Below are 14,606 nucleotides of genomic sequence, written 5' to 3'. Positions count from 1 at the left end.
CCCCCGGTACTCGTGCCGGGGCGACGTTACCGGCATCCCGGTCCGAATCGGACACCCAGGTCAGGGCTTCCGGCCCGCTGGACGGCGGGCCCCGGGCGGTTCCACGCCACGCGGCGGACGGCGGTCCGGCCCTCCGCCGCACGGTCGAGTCGTCCGCCGCCGATCGGCGGCATCCTCGACGTGCCGCCCTCCCCGGCCGCCGTCACCGGGCCGGGTCGTCGGACGACGGCCAGTCGAGCAGCTTCGCGCCGAGCACCGCGACCTGGAGCGACAGCGCCTGGGTCGGATCGTCCACGGTGTACCCGGTGAGCTCCGCGACGCGCTGGAGGCGATAGGTCACCGTGCGGACGCCGAGGTGCAGCTCGCGTGCGCAGGCGGCCGTCACCTGGCCGTTGGCGAAGTAGGACGACAGCGTGTCCAGCAGCGGCCCGGCACCGCCCCGTGCGCCGCGGAGGGGTTGCAGGACGACCGACACCAGGTCGGCCAACGCGGCGCTGTCGCGCAGCAGCACCTGGTAGACCAGCAGGTCGGCGGCCTTGTGCAGGTGTCCGGGCAGGTGCAGCCGTTCGGCGATGTCCAGGGCGTGGGTCGCCTGCTCGAACGAGCGGACCACGCCGCCGGGACCGGAGTGGGCGCGGCCGAGGCCGACCCGCCAGCCGGCGTCCGGTCCCAGGACCGCGGCCACCTGGCGCACGAACTCGCCCGGCACGTCGGTCATCGTCCCGGGCGCGACGCAGACGAGCAGGCCCTCCTTGGTGGTGACCAGCACGCCGCGGGAGTCCAGCCGCAGGCCCAGCGACGTCTCCACGGCCCGGGCCACCTCGCCGCCGTCCACCACCGGGCGCGCCGAGCGGACCGCCGCCACGACGTTGCTGCCGGCCAGCCGGAGCCCGAACCGCTCCGCCCGCTCGGCCAGCTGCCCGAGGTTGCGCCCGTCGAGCAGGTCGTCGACGAACTCCCGGCGGAACGACTCCTCCTGGCGCACCGACCAGCGCTGCGCTTCCTCGTAGCCCTCGGCGATCGCCGTGACGGCCGCGTCGGCGGCCTTGAACACCGCCTCGCCGGCGGCGCGGACGGCGTCGGCATCCGTTGCCCGCAGCACACCGGACAACGACCGCCACGCCAGCCAGGTGGCGCTCAGGTGCAGGTCGATCACCCCGTGCAGGGTGACGCCGCGCTCCGCCGCCCTGGCGCCGACGTCGCGGCGGACCCGGAGCTGGTCCGGCCGGAGCTGCCGCCTCGTCGTGCTGACCTCGTCCAGTTCCTCCAGGTACCCCTTGAGGAGGTCGGCGGGCACGCCGTGCGCGTCCTGACTGGCCGTCTCCGCCACCCCTGCCAACGGGTCGCCCCCGTGCTCGGGCGTGGGTGCCGCCCGCCTGGTTCGTGCCATGCGGAGGAGTCTGACAACCGCGGTCGACCCGGGGACGGCGCGGGTGAACCTTGCGTTCGGCTTGCGATCCGGGCACGCGCGGACGACGTGCGGCAGGATCGCGGGGGACATGGACTTCTCAGTGCTGCTGGTCGAGGACGACGAGCACATCAGGCAGGCCCTCGGCCTCGCCCTCGCCGACGAGGGCTTCGCCGTCACCGACGCCGTCTCCGGCGAGCAGGCGCTCGACCTGCTCACCACCGCCCGACCCGACGTCGTCCTGCTCGACCTCGTGCTGCCCGGCGTGGACGGCCTGCAGGTCTGCCGCACCCTGCGCGCACGCGGCGACCTGCCCATCATCATCGTCACCGCCCGCACCGACGCCGCCGACGTCATCGCCGGACTCGAAGCGGGCGCCGACGACTACGTCACCAAGCCCCTCGTCGCCAGCGTCCTCGCCGCCCGCATCCGCGCCCTGCTGCGCCGCCGCGGCGGCCGGCACCACGAAGCGCTCCAGGCCGGACCACTGCGGATCAGCCCCGACACCGGCACCGTCCACCGCGACGGCACCGAGATCCACCTCACCCGCACCGAGTTCCGGCTCCTCGTCGAACTCGCCTCCGCCGGCGGCCGGATCGTCACCCGCGAACAACTCCTGCACCGCGTCTGGGGCTACGACTACTTCGGCGACACCCGGCTCCTCGACGTCCACATCCGCCGACTCCGCCGCAAGGTCGAGACCGACCCCGACGACCCCACCCTCCTGCTCACCGTCCGCGGCACCGGCTACCGCCTCGACCCCTGACCACCGCCACGTCGACGCACCGGCGGCCCCGCTACCCGCCCGGACCGCATCGGCGCAGGTCAGCGCACGTCGGCGCAGGTGGGCGGTTGTGGTTGCCCGGACAGGGTCGTATCGTGGTCGATGTCCAGCCGCCATCACGCGCAGTTGCGGAGCGACGAATCGGGTTGAGCAGAAGCTCGGTTGTTGGTTCTGGTACCAACCGAGGAGTGCCCCGTGAGTGAGACCCGCACCGAATCCACACCCCTGACGAGCACCCGCACCGCCGATCACGACGGCATCGCCGTGGTCGCGGTCATCGGTGAGATCGACATGGCCTGCGAGCAGCCGGTCCGGGCGGCCATCACCGGCCAGCTGGACCGACGACCCGCCGGCTTCGTCCTCGACCTCGCCGAAGTCGACTTCTTCGGCTCCGCCGGCATCCAGTTGGTGGTGGAGGCGGTCGTGCGCGCACAACGCCTGAACGTGCCGCTGGCGCTGGCGACCGACCGGCGGGCCGTCCTGCGCCCGTTGGAGATCACCCTCGTGAGCCAGACGGTCGACATCCACCCCACGCTGCCCGACGCGCTCTCCGCGCTGCGGGACGACGACGTGCCGTCGGCGCGCCGGGCGGCGAACCGGTAGTCCGGTCGGAGCCGGTGCGGGCCCCCGACCGGTACCCCTGCGGTCGGGACGGCCCAACGCACGGGTGACCACGTTGAGCGAACCAGGAGTTCACCCGATCGGTCAGCCGACAGCCGCTACCGTCCGGGTGACATGAACGCACCCACCGGCACCGAACCCGGCAGACGACCCGGCGCGCTGATCCGCGCCGACCCGCTCCCGCGCCGGTTCCGCCCGGACCACGCCGAGGCCGCGTACCGCGTGTTCTACCAAGGCGTCGGGCACGACGGCCGGGGCCGCCTCGTCACCGGGTCGGTGTTCGTCCCCGAAGGCACGCCTCCCGCCGCCGGCTGGCCCGTCGTCAGCTACGCGCACGGCACCACCGGCCTGTCCGACCGCACCGCGCCGTCGCGCACCGGCCTGCTCCGGTTGGAACGCGCGCACATCGCCGCCTGGCTCGCGTCCGGCTACGCGGTCACCGCGACCGACTACGAAGGTCTCGCCACCCCCGGCCCGCACCCGTACCTCAACGGCGAGGCGGTGGCCGACGACGTGATCGACATCGTCCGCGCCGCCCGGCGGCTCGACCACCCGCTCGACCGCCGGTGGCTCGTCGCGGGCTTCTCGCAAGGCGGCCACGCCGCGCTGTTCACCGCCCTGGTCGCCACGGAGTACGCGCCGGAGCTGGACTTCCTCGGCACGGTCGCGCTCGCGCCACCCGTGCACCTGGTCCGCGTGATCGCCACCCGCACCAGCGACGCGGCCGGGCCCGTGTGCGCGTTCGTGCCGATCGTCCTGGCCGGCATGCGCACCCGGTACCCGGGCTTCGCCGACGGCTTCCTCACCGAGCGCGGCCTCACCCTGGTCGACCTGGCCGAACGCGTGTCCCTGGTCGAGATGCTCCGCGCCACCAGGACGATCACCAACCACGAGACCGGCATGACCGACCTGACCCGCCACGTCGACGTGGCCAGGGTGCTGGACGAGTGCCGCGTCCCGGTCACCCGCCTGGACCGCCCGGTCTTCCTCGCCGCGGCCGGGCTCGACGAGATCGTGCCGCCCGCCGTGGTCCACGACTTCGCCGACGACATCGCCACCGCGGGCAGCACGGTCCACCTCACCACGTACGCGGAGGCCGACCACGGCACGATCCTCACCGCCGCCCACCCCGACGCGACGGACTGGGCGGCCGAGGTCACCGGCCACACCCGCACCCCGGCCACGCCGTCCGTCCGCTTCGACCTCCTGGACGCGACCGGCGACGGCTACCTGCGCCGCGACGACTACGAGGTCTTCGCGCTGCGCCTGGTCCAGTCGTTCGGCCACCCGCCCCGCTCGGCCGCCGCGATGGCCGTCCGGCTCGGCTACCGGGGCCTGTGGCGCGCGCTGGCCGCCGAGTCCGACACCGACGACGACGGCCGCGTCAGCAAGGCCGAGTTCCTCGCCTGGGCGGGCCGCGCCGCGCACACCGCGTTCGACCGGACGCTGCACCCGCTCGCGGCGGCCGTGCTGGCGCTGGTCGACGCGAACGGCTCGGGCGTGGTGGAACGCGACGAGTTCCTGACCCTGATGACCCGGTGCGGCCTGCCCGACCCCGACGCCCGGACCCTGTTCGAACGCCTCGACGCCGACCGCCGCGGCACCGTCGGGACGGCCGACATCATCCGCGCCACCAGGGAGTTCTGCCTGGACCCGACGCCGGACAAGCCGGGTCAGTGGCTGTTCGGGCGGTTCTGAGCCCTCAGCGTCACGTCTGCGGCCACATCGAGTAGACGAGGTTGTCCTCGTCCGCGCACACGACCTGCGGCAGCGCCGGTTCGGGGACCTGGTTGCACGTCATCGAGCCGATCACCAGCGGCGCGAGTCCCGGGGTCGGGTCGCGGCGTCGGGCGTAGTAGTCGAACAGCACCGCGGCGGCCTGGTCGCACGTCAGCCGGCCCGACGGCGTCTCCACGACGACGGCCAGCATGGGCTTGCCCAGCGCGCCGGGGAACGGGTCGTCGCAGTACTGGGCGGGCGCGCCCTCGTCGATCGTCGGCAGCGGGACGGGGTCGGCCTCGGCAGTCGGCTCCGGGGTCGACTCGGTCGTCGGCTCCGCGGTCGGCTCGGTGGTCGGCTCCGCCTCGACCGTCGTGGTCACCGCCCCGGAGCCGGCGCCGGTCACGGCGGTCGAGCACCCCGTGACCAGCGCGAGGAGCGCGACGAGGACCACCCCCGACCGCGTGGCCCGGTTCGCACCCGGCTCGGCGTGGCTCGTCGCGTTCGATCCCCTGGCGGGCGGCAGCGTCGTCACGGTCACTGGGACGTGCCGAGGAGGCCGGCGGTTGCGATCGGTTCCACGTCACGGCGCGGTAACGGTTGGGTGGGGTGGGCGCGGACGTTTCGCCACTCCGGGTTTGCTTTGCGCATGAACACGAAGGTCGCGTCCGTGCTGCTGGCACTGGGGTTGAGCGCTTCCCTGGTCGGGTGCTCCAGCAACGAGGACAAGTTCGTCGACGAGCTGAAGGCCGCCGGCTTCACCGCGGTCGGCGAGCCGCGCAGCGAGTCCGAGAAGAAGTCCAAGAAGATCGGCAAGCGGACGGTCAAGTCGTCGCAGAAGACCATCGAGGTCACGGTGCGCGTCAAGGGCTGCGACCTGGAGTTCGCGAAGGTGTCCGGGCAATCCGGCTACTGGCTGGACGAACTGCACGTCAACGGGCAGGAGCCGGACTGGCCCGGCTACCCCGAGAACCTCAAGCAGCAGGACGTCGTGACCGCGTTCGCGGGCAACCAGCCCAAGCCCGACGGCTTCGAGGACTGCTACCGGCCCGACCAGCCCTAGCCCCTCCGCCCCGCCCCGTCCTCGCTCCCGAGGGCGGGGCTTTTCGCGTTCACCACAAGGCTTTCCGATGGAACTCGGGAGTTGTCGACCGCACTAGTGCGGGCAACTTGTCGCGCGCTCGTGGTGGTGTAGCGGTCGAACGTGCGTTGTTCACCCCGGAAAAGGGAGTGGTGGCACTGCCCGGAACACAGCGGACCGGATTCGACCCCGAACCCCACTGGCCGGAGTTGGTGGGCGCGGAGCGGCACGCCGCCTGCCTGATCGCCGCGCGCGAGGGCGACCGCCGGGCGCTGGACGCGTTGATCGCGGACCTCACGCCGCTGGTGTGGCACGTCGCCCGGGGCAACGGGCTGGACCGCGCCACGGCGGAGGACGTCGTGCAGACGGTCTGGCTCTCGCTGCTGCGCGACCTCGAACGGCCGACCGACCCGCGCGCGTTGGCTTCGTGGCTCGTCGTCACGACGCGCCGCGAGGCCCAGCGGACCTGGACACCGGCACGCCGTGCGGCGGCGGTGAGCGACGGGTCCGCGGAGCTGGTCGGCGAGTACGGCCTGCCCGAGGACGCCGTGCTGCTCGACGACCGGGACCACCGGCTGTGGCGGGCGTTCGGCCGCCTGTCCCGGCGGTGCCAGGAACTCCTGCGCCTGACCGCGCTCTCCGGCCGGGCCGAGTACCGCTCGGTCGCCGGAGCCCTGTCCGCACCGCGCGGGAGCGCCGGCCCGACCGGCAACCGCTGCCTGGACGTGCTGCGCGCCCACCTCGACGCCGAGACGGGGTGGCCGGGTCTGCCGTCCCCCGCACGGCCGCAGCACCCGCCCCGCGACCCGCGGGTGCGGTTGCGCTCCGGCGCGCCGGTGGTCGTCGGTGCGCCGGCGGAGGTCGAGTTCGGCTACACGGTGGTCCGGGACGCCCTGACGACGTCCGGGCACGACGCCCCGCCCGTTCCCGAGGTGGTGCGCGTGCTGCTGCACGCCGAGGGCGCCACCGTCGAACCCCTGACCCGCGTGTTCCGGCTGCCCGACGACTTCGACGCGGCCGCGGTGCGGTTCCGCGTGGTGCCGGTCGAGCGGGGCACGCTCGAACTCGTGTTCCGGGTCTACCTCGGCGACGGCCACCTGCTCCAGGAGGTCCGCGCCGACCTGCCCGTCGGTGAGGCCGAGGCCTGATGCGCGAGCTGGCGAGCACGGTCACGGTCGACCACAGCGACCGGCTCCGGTCCGTCCCGGACACGCGCGACAACCGCGACCGCACGATCCACCTGCGGTTCGCGCGCCTGGACGACGGCTACCTCGTCCAGGCCTGGGGCAGCGCGTTCGGGCCGGACGGCGGCGGTTGCCAGGGGCGGGTGCACCTGGGCGCGTCGGCGTTGGAGGCGGGTGTCGGCGACCTGCGCGCGCGGTGGCGCGCCGGGCTGGTCGAGCACGTCGAGCCGGGCGTGCGGCCGACCCGCCGTCCGTTCGTGGACGACTGGGACCTCGCGGGCCGGGACGTCGACGAGGCGGCGCTGGCGCTCGCCCGCGCCGGTCACGACCTGTTCGCCCTGCTGTTCCGCAACGGCGACGCCGGGCTCAAGGAGGTCTGCGACCTCCTCCTCGCGGCGCTGCGCACCGGCGAGCACGTCGTCACCGTCGAGTCCGACGACCTGTTCGTGCCGTGGGGCCTGCTCTACGTCCCGCTCGACGACCACGGCTCGGTGTGGGACGACGACTACCGCTGGGATCCGCGTGGTTTCTGGGGCTACCGCCACCTGGTCGAGCACAACTTCTCCCGCTCACCCGGCTTCGACAGCCGGATCCCGGTCAAGGGCTCCGGCCTCACCGTGGGCATGAACGTCGACGAGGGGGTCGACGGCGACCACCCCCCGACGCCGTGCGTCCGCCCGTTGATCGGGTTCCTCTCCGCCAGGGCCGCCACGACGGTCCGCACCACCAAGGCCGAGCTCGCCGACGCCCTGCGGAGCCCGGGCTTCGCCGACGACGTCGTCTACTTCGGCTGCCGCGGGCGGGTGGACGAGGACGACCGGCGGGCGTGCCTCGTGCTGGGCGACGGTGAGGAGATCGACAGCGCCGAACTGGTCTCCTGGCTGGCGACGGGGCTGGCGAGCAGGCCGGTGGTGGTCGTCGGCGCGGGCGAGGGCGCGTCGGCGTTCTACCCGGCGTTCGGCCACCACCTGCTGCTCCGGGGCGCGCGCTGCCTGGTCGCGCCCCAGGTCGACCTGCCGCGCGCGTTCGCCCGCGAGTACGCCACGCGGCTGTTCGAGGCCTTCCTGGTGCCCGGCACCAGGCTGGGCGACGTCGTCCGCGACCTCGCCCGCGCGTTCCTGGACGAGCACCGCAACCCGCTCGGCCTGGTCTTCTCGCTGCACCGCGGCATCGACGTGCACCTGGCGGCCCGCTGAGGCCCGGTATCGGCCACCGACGAATCGGCACACCTGCCGCTGTCGTCGGCCTCGGTGATCGAACTACCGCCGTGGTGCGTTACCTGAATGGGTGACAGTTGCGGGCGTTTACGCACGACAACGGCGGATTGCCTACCCAATGTGCGAAATTCCCTCTACCTCGTTAAGCCGTTGTGCCACTATTGCCCTGTTCGAGCGGTACGAGGGGTCCGCCGAACTTGACTCAGAGCAATCACATGAGTCGCTAGGCACGGCCAAGACAGATCATCAGGGGAGGGAGATCGTTTTGTCGACGCCCATCGAGACCAAGAACGACTTCGTGGACGAGAACGTCGAGACCGTCGAGAACGTCCACCAGGGCGGGACCACGACTCCGGTCACGCCGGAAACCGGGCAGGACCAGCACGGGCACAACGGCCACGACCACGAGCACACGTACGAGAACGGCGAGCTGTCGCCGCGGTGCGTGAGTGGTGGTTGCGTGACGAAGGCGCCGACGCGCTGACCTGTCAAACGTCATGACGTCCGCCGGCCGGATCTCCTGGCCGGCGGACGTCTTTCGGCTGCGTTCTGTGATGTCATGGACAGGTGCCCGTGACCGTTGCCCGCGACGAGACCGCTGTCATCCGTGAAGCGCGCGAACTGCACCGCCGCGGAGTGGACGCGTCGTGCGCCGGACGGCATCGCGATGCGGTACGCCTGCTGCGACGCGGGCAGAGCCTGGCGGACGCGGTCGATCCCACCGATCCGGCCACCCGGGCGGAGTGGCACGTGACGCGGATCCGGTTGTCCTCGACGCTGGCGGCGCTGGAGGCGGAGACCTCCGGCCCGGCCGCGGGCCTGGACGGGCTGGCCCGGGTGCGGCTGCTGGTCGAGGACGTGGCGGATCCGCTGGTGAAGGACGAACTGCGCGGGGGCGTCGAGCACAACCGCGGACTGCTGCTGCTCAACGCGGGGTTGATCGAGGACGCGATCCCCCTCTTCGACTCCGCGCTGGAGAACTACGAGCGCAGGCTCGCGTCCGGTGAGCCCACGCCCGCGTTGTTCGAGCTGATCGTGAAGTCGCTGTGGAGCAGGGGTACCGCGCACACGAGGCTGGGATCGATCGCTCAAGGACGACAGGACCTGACCAGGGCGCTCGCGTTGGCGACCGAGCACGGCCTGCCGAGCCGGGCGGCCGACGCGAGCTTCGCACTCGGGCTCCTGGAGTTGCGGGTCGGCGACGTGCCGGCGTCCCTGCGGCGCTACGAGGCGAGCGAGCGCTCCTACCGCGAGGAGGGCCTGGACGTGCCGGTCCTGCTCGGCCTGCACCGCGGGCAGGCGTTGATGGCCGCCGGGCTCGCGGACGAGGCCGGCAGCCAACTCGACACCGTGCTGACCCTGCTGCGCGCCGAGCGCGGCGTGCCCCGGTACCTGGGCAACGTGGAGCTGTACCGGGCCGCGGCCGCGTACATGACCGACGACCTCGACCTGGCGCGCGCCATGGCCTCGTCCGCGCGGCAGCGGATGCGGCGCTGGGGCTGCGAGACGTGCGTCGCGAACGCGACCCTGATCGGGCTGCGCGTGGACACCCGGCTGGCGCTGCGGTCCGGCCGGGTGTCCCGGTCGCTGTCCAGGCGGGCGGTGGACTTCGCCGACTCGCTGCCCGTGCCGCGGCTGGCCGAGCAGGCGGCTCTGGCCCGGATGCTCGCCGCGCGGCTGGAGATCCGCCGCGGCGACGTCGGCGCGGCGGAGGCCATCCTCGACCGGGTGCCCCGGCCCGGCAAGCTCGCCCCGATCGACTACCGCATGCTGCGCCGGCTGTGCCGGGCCGAGCTCGCCGTCGCCCGCGGTCGACGGGGCGTCGCGCTCGCCGAGATCCGGGCCGGCCTGACGGACCTCGACCACGTGCGCGACCGGATGGGCGGTCTCGACCTGCTGTCGGGGACCGCGCTGCACGGCCGGGAGCTGGCCGAGCTGGCCGTCCGGCTGGTGCTCGACGGCGGCAACGCGCGCCGGCTGTTCTCCTGGTTGGAGCGCACGCGCGCCCAGACCTACCGCTACGAGGCGCTGACCCGCGTCGACAACCCCGAGCTGGCCGAGCGGATCGCCGAGGTGCGCAGCCTCACCCAGTCGATCCACCAGGCCGAGCACGACGGTCACTCGACCGCCGCGCTGCGCGCCCGCCGGACCGAACGCCTCCGCGAGGCCAACCGCCTCGGCTGGCACACCGGCCGGTGGGGCAGGCCGCGGCCGGTCGCCGGGCTGACCGACGTCGTGGCACGGCTCGGCGACCGGGCCCTGGTCAGCTTCGCGGCGTCCGAGGACGACCTCGTCGCGGTGGTCGTGGTCGGCTCCGACGTGCGGCTGGCCCGGCTCGGGTCGGCCGAGCGGGCGGCGGAGAGCGCCCGGATGCTGAACGCGGACCTCAACGCGCTGGCGCCCGACCACCTGCCGGAACCGCTGCTGCGGGTGATGTCGGTGTCGGCGCGCAAGCAGGCCGACCGGCTCGACGCGCAGCTGTTCGCGCCGTTGGCCGAGCTCATCGGCGAACGCGAGCTGGTCGTCGTGCCGACCGGCGCGCTGTACGCGGTGCCGTGGGGAGTGTTGCCGACGCTGCGCGGACGACCGACCGTCGTGGCGCCCTCGGCCACCGCGTGGCTGGCCGCGGACCGCGCCGAGGGCGGGCCCGCCGGGCGGACGGTGCTGGTGCGCGGACCCGGCCTGCCCGCCGCCGTCGGTGAGATCGACAAGCTGGGCGCGCACTACGCCACCGCCGCGTTGATGTCGGGACGGCAGGCGTCGGTCGCCACGGTGCTGGAGGCGTTGGCCGGCGCGGGGATCGCGCACCTGGCCGCGCACGGCGTCCACGAGCCGGAGAACGCCCTGTTCTCCCGGCTGGAGCTGAGCGACGGCCCGCTCTACGCGCACGAGATGGCGGGGCTCGCCCACCCGCCCCGGCAGGTCGTGCTGGCCGCGTGCGAACTCGCCCTCAACCGGATCCGGCCGGGTGACGAGCCCCTCGGCTTCGCCAGCGCCCTGCTCGCCAGCGGTTCGCAGATGGTGGTGGCCCCGCTGAGCCGGGTCGGCGACCAGGCGTGCGCCGCCGCGATGGACGACTACCACCGCAGCCTGGCCGCCGGCGCCCGACCGGCCGTGGCGCTGGCGGACGCCATCGCGGTCGACCCGCTGCGGCGGCCGTTCGTCTGCCTCGGCAGCGGTTGAGCCCGCTGCTAGGCTCACGCGCTTTGCGGCGGCTTCCAGGGGGCTGGTGTGAGCGATGTGTCGTGGGCGGACGCGTATCCCGGTGACGAGCGGGTGCTCTCCGAGGTCTTCTGCCTGACCTTCGTCAAGGGCGTCGACGAGACCGAGGCGCTGCGCCGGATGGGCGGGCTGCCCGACACCGTCGCGACCCGGACGGTGGCCGACATCGGGGACCTGCACGACTTCGACCACGGCTACCCCACCGTGGCGTCCGCGTTGTCGCTCGGCACGTGGACCGTCGTGTTCGAGCCGAACGGGTTCGAGGGTTCGAGCCTGGTCGAGGCGGTGTCGCGCGGGACCGAGGCGGTGTGCGTGCTGCGGCACGACTACGCGTCCCCCGCGTTCGGCTACGCGGTCGACGGCGAACTGGTCACCGAGTTCGACCCGACGTTCCCGCACAGGCGGCACGGCGCCGATCCCGACCGCCTGCTCCCCCGGATGCTCGACCTCGGCTTCAGCGTGGACGAGGACGACGATGCCTCGTTCGACGAGGCCATCGGACAGAGCCTGCGGTTGGTCGAGCACATCACGGGCGTGCTGCCCCCGTTCGACGCCCTGACCGGCCCGTTGACCAGCGCGCACATCGAGCCGTGGTTCACCGAGGCGCGCAAGCGGCCGGCCTCCCGGCCCGGTCGCGACGAACCCGTCGACGCCGTGCCCGAGGTGCGCCGGCTCACCGGGCTGCACGGCCTGGCCGACACCCCGGGCCTCGCCGTGGCGCTGGCGGCGGCGGAACGCGGGGAACCCGTCGTCGTCACCCCGGACAGCCCGCTCGGCCTGCACGTCCGCGCCTGGCTCACCGAGTCGCAACGCGCCAGTTGGTCGCTCAACGACCACGGCGGACGCCACCGGATGACCGACGCCGAACGCCGCCGCGGCAACGACCTCGGCTGGCTCGCCCTCGCCCTGGGCGCGGCGCTGCGCCCCGACCTCACGCGCTGACCGGCGGTCTCAGTCCTCTGTGGATGGACGGTCCAGCTCGACAGCCACCACGTACCGGGGAAGCCGCTACCGAGGGTCGACGAAGGATTGGGTTGATGACACGCTTGGGACACAGGGCACTCGTCACGCTGTGCGCGTTCGGCCTGGTGATCGGGGGCGGGCGGCCGTGGCCGACACGCACGCACCCGCACCGAGGCTCGACGCGGCCGAATGCGGCGGATTCGCCAGTGCGTACAACGCCGATGTCAAGGCCGCGTTGATCGCCGCCGGTCTCAACCCGGCGGAGGCGAAGGGTCCGGTCGGCATCTGTTGCACCGTGGCGGGTCGCGCGGCACAGGTCGAGTACTCGTCGAAGCTCGAAGGCACCGAGGGAATTCTCTTCACGTGCGCGAAGGCGGAGAAGAAGACCGACGTGATCACGTTCAACGAGTGCAAGAGCTGATCCCGCGCACCACGTCCATTGTGGAGGTTCACCTACCTCGACCGACGGGCCGGTGCGGGCCGCACCGGGATCTCCAGCACGGTGGCAGTGTCGCCGTCCCCGTCGACCAGGTGCTCCTCCACCGTCGGTCCGTCGACGGCCAGGTGGTGACGGCGCAGCCAGTCGAACAGTTCCCGCCCGGCGCGGACGACCCCCGACGTCGGCGGCGCCACCGCGCGCACGACGGTCCGCTCGGGCAGCACCAGGGGCTCGCCGCCGCGTTCCGTCGCCACGGCCGCCGCGAAGCCGGTCACCGGGGCGAGGTTCGTCGGGTCGCGGTCGAGCCAGGTCAGCACCGTGGTCGAGCACCAGGCGCCCAGCTCGGACGGGTGGCCGACCTCGACGCGCTCGACGCGCACGCGACGTGCCGCCACCGTGGTCCGCTGCGGCAGGATCGCGGTCTGGACGGCGAGGCGGTCCTCGGCCGCGGCGACGGCCTCGGACAGGGCGGCGATGTCGCGGCGCAGGGCGTCCACCCGCTCGGTCAGCGCCTGGCGCAGGTGGGTGTCGGGCGCGTCGACCAGGTCGACGATCTGCCGCAGCGGCAGCCCGAGGCGGCGCAGGCCGCGCACGCGTTCCAGCCGGGTCAGCTCCGCCACGCCGTACCAGCGGTAGCCGGTGGCGCGGTCCACGGCGGCCGGGCGCAGCAGCCCGATCTCGTCGTAGTGGCGGAGGGTGCGGTCGGAGACACCGACCATCCGCGCCAGCTGCCCGATGCGCCACATGGTTGACCTTGCCCCTGCGTCAGGTTCCTACGGTCGCCTGCCATGACCACCACTCACCGGCTCACCGGTGTCCTGCTGTTGACCGCCCTCACGGCCATGGTCGCCGGTGCGGCCGTCGTCGTGCCATCGGGGTTGACCCTGAACCCGGCCGAACCCGCCGCCGCGCTGGCCGCGATCCGCGACCGGACCGCGTTGCACCTGGTCGAACTGGGGCTCGACGTGATCGGCTGGACGGCCCTCGTCGCCGCCGCGCTCACGATGGCCGCCCGGCGGGGCGCGACGCTGCCGGCCGGGCTGCTCGCGTGCGCGGGGCTGGCGGGCCTGCTCCACGACGCGGGCAACCTGGCGGCGACCCAGCTGGCCGCCGAGCCCGCCGCCGTCGAGGTGGCCAGGGCGGTCCTGCTCGTGGCCAAGTGGACCGTCGACCTGGCCGGCCTGCTGTGGGTGGCGGCCACCGCGGCCGCCGCCCTCCTCCTGCCCGTGACGGCCGGTCTGCGCCGTGCCGGGGTGCTCGCCGCGCTGTCCGGTCTCGTGGCCGCGGTGCTGCCCTGGACGACCGGGGTGGCCGGCCCGTCGGTGGCGTTGGAGCAGGTCGGCTACGCGCTCCACCTGCCGATCCTGGTCTGGTACGGCGTGCTCGGGTGGCGGGAGCTCGGGTGGCGCACGCCCTGAGTCCCAGTGGCGGTGTCGGTCGGGCGTCGAGCGGGTAATGGTGGGTGACGGCGTCGCAGCCGGGGAGCGGGGTGGAGGAGCGGCCGTGCACGGGGATGTCGATCAGCAGCCGGTGACGGTCGAGGACGTGGGTGACGACGGCGTGGTGATCGCCGCCGTGCACGGCGACTTCGACGTCGACAGCTTCCGCGACGTGCGCGAAGCGCTGTTCACCTGCCTCAACGGCCGGGCGTCCGCGTTGGTGGTCGACCTGGGCGACGTGGGGTTCTTCGGGTCGATGGGCATCGCGGTGCTGGTGGAGGCACGCCAGCGCGCCGACGTGGTGGGCGCCGGGTTCGCCGTGGTGGCGGGCAGGCGCACGGTGGCGCGACCGATCCGCATGACCGACACCGAAGACCTGCTGCGGCTGCACCGCACCCAGGACGAGGCGCTGGCCTCGGTGCGCGCCCCGTCCGGGCAGGAGACCGACACCGGGTTCTCGTGGTGGTCGTCGTGAGACCACCCCGGCCCAGCAATCGGAACCGCCGGCACGAAGAAGTCCACCGGCCCC

14 protein-coding genes and 1 pseudogene are annotated in these 14,606 nt (G+C 73.6%); 12 read left to right on the top strand and 3 right to left on the bottom strand.

Annotation, left to right across the window (positions count from 1 at the left end; all coding sequences use genetic code 11):
- Nucleotides 1-202 precede the first annotated feature (202 nt).
- Complete coding sequence (locus tag LNK82_RS22450) at nucleotides 203-1,390, bottom strand: PucR family transcriptional regulator (protein ID WP_230569013.1); 1,188 nt, start codon at nucleotides 1,388-1,390, stop codon at nucleotides 203-205.
- A gap of 109 nt (nucleotides 1,391-1,499) precedes the next feature.
- Between LNK82_RS22450 and LNK82_RS22445 the strand changes: the two genes are divergently transcribed.
- The 3 genes from LNK82_RS22445 to LNK82_RS22435 all read left to right on the top strand — a co-directional run bounded on the left by LNK82_RS22445 (nucleotide 1,500) and on the right by LNK82_RS22435 (nucleotide 4,511).
- A complete protein-coding gene (locus LNK82_RS22445) occupies nucleotides 1,500-2,174 on the top strand; it encodes a response regulator (RefSeq protein WP_230569012.1) in 675 nt (224 codons plus the stop codon).
- Nucleotides 2,175-2,387: 213 nt separating this feature from the next.
- Complete coding sequence (locus LNK82_RS22440) at nucleotides 2,388-2,795, top strand: STAS domain-containing protein (protein WP_230569011.1); 408 nt, start codon at nucleotides 2,388-2,390, stop codon at nucleotides 2,793-2,795.
- 132 nt (nucleotides 2,796-2,927) lie between these two features.
- The gene (locus LNK82_RS22435) at nucleotides 2,928-4,511 is read left to right on the top strand and encodes a lipase family protein (protein WP_230569010.1); all 1,584 of its coding nucleotides are present in this window, start codon (nucleotides 2,928-2,930) and stop codon (nucleotides 4,509-4,511) included.
- Between the two features lie 10 nt (nucleotides 4,512-4,521).
- Here LNK82_RS22435 and LNK82_RS22430 read toward each other — a convergent pair whose 3' ends face one another.
- A complete protein-coding gene (locus LNK82_RS22430) occupies nucleotides 4,522-5,073 on the bottom strand; it encodes a hypothetical protein (RefSeq protein ID WP_230569009.1) in 552 nt (183 codons plus the stop codon).
- 108 nt (nucleotides 5,074-5,181) lie between these two features.
- Between LNK82_RS22430 and LNK82_RS22425 the strand changes: the two genes are divergently transcribed.
- The 7 genes and pseudogenes from LNK82_RS22425 (at nucleotide 5,182) to LNK82_RS22395 (ending at nucleotide 12,620) form a co-directional block, all read left to right on the top strand.
- A complete protein-coding gene (locus tag LNK82_RS22425) occupies nucleotides 5,182-5,595 on the top strand; it encodes a hypothetical protein (RefSeq protein WP_230569008.1) in 414 nt (137 codons plus the stop codon).
- A 176-nt stretch (nucleotides 5,596-5,771) separates the two neighbouring features.
- Nucleotides 5,772-6,371, top strand: a pseudogene (locus LNK82_RS22420) (RNA polymerase sigma factor); the annotation flags it as partial.
- Nucleotides 6,372-6,760: 389 nt separating this feature from the next.
- Nucleotides 6,761-7,993 carry a hypothetical protein gene (locus LNK82_RS22415; protein ID WP_230569007.1) on the top strand — a complete coding sequence of 411 codons (1,233 nt, stop codon included), beginning with the start codon at nucleotides 6,761-6,763 and terminating at the stop codon, nucleotides 7,991-7,993.
- Nucleotides 7,994-8,279: 286 nt separating this feature from the next.
- Nucleotides 8,280-8,498: a hypothetical protein gene (locus LNK82_RS22410; RefSeq protein WP_230569006.1), complete on the top strand. Its 219-nt coding sequence runs from the start codon at nucleotides 8,280-8,282 to the stop codon at nucleotides 8,496-8,498.
- Nucleotides 8,499-8,587: 89 nt separating this feature from the next.
- Complete coding sequence (locus LNK82_RS22405) at nucleotides 8,588-11,197, top strand: CHAT domain-containing protein (protein WP_230569005.1); 2,610 nt, start codon at nucleotides 8,588-8,590, stop codon at nucleotides 11,195-11,197.
- Nucleotides 11,198-11,245: 48 nt separating this feature from the next.
- The gene (locus tag LNK82_RS22400) at nucleotides 11,246-12,178 is read left to right on the top strand and encodes a DUF6461 domain-containing protein (protein ID WP_230569004.1); all 933 of its coding nucleotides are present in this window, start codon (nucleotides 11,246-11,248) and stop codon (nucleotides 12,176-12,178) included.
- A 166-nt stretch (nucleotides 12,179-12,344) separates the two neighbouring features.
- On the top strand, nucleotides 12,345-12,620 hold the full coding sequence (locus tag LNK82_RS22395; RefSeq protein WP_230569003.1) for a hypothetical protein: 276 nt from the start codon (nucleotides 12,345-12,347) through the stop codon (nucleotides 12,618-12,620).
- A 32-nt stretch (nucleotides 12,621-12,652) separates the two neighbouring features.
- Here the strand turns inward: LNK82_RS22395 and LNK82_RS22390 are convergent, their stop codons facing one another.
- Nucleotides 12,653-13,384 carry a MerR family transcriptional regulator gene (locus LNK82_RS22390; protein ID WP_230569002.1) on the bottom strand — a complete coding sequence of 244 codons (732 nt, stop codon included), beginning with the start codon at nucleotides 13,382-13,384 and terminating at the stop codon, nucleotides 12,653-12,655.
- 42 nt (nucleotides 13,385-13,426) lie between these two features.
- On the opposite strand from LNK82_RS22390, the gene LNK82_RS22385 reads away from it, so the two are divergent.
- Nucleotides 13,427-14,056: a hypothetical protein gene (locus LNK82_RS22385; protein ID WP_230569001.1), complete on the top strand. Its 630-nt coding sequence runs from the start codon at nucleotides 13,427-13,429 to the stop codon at nucleotides 14,054-14,056.
- An 85-nt stretch (nucleotides 14,057-14,141) separates the two neighbouring features.
- Complete coding sequence (locus LNK82_RS22380) at nucleotides 14,142-14,552, top strand: STAS domain-containing protein (RefSeq protein ID WP_230569000.1); 411 nt, start codon at nucleotides 14,142-14,144, stop codon at nucleotides 14,550-14,552.
- Nucleotides 14,553-14,606: the final 54 nt, after the last annotated feature.

This window comes from Saccharothrix luteola (assembly GCF_020859565.1).
GTDB classification, from domain to species: Bacteria; Actinomycetota; Actinomycetes; order Mycobacteriales; family Pseudonocardiaceae; genus Actinosynnema; species Actinosynnema luteola.
Note: the sequence above shows the minus strand (reverse complement) of the source record. Positions and strands in the feature narration are given on the sequence as shown.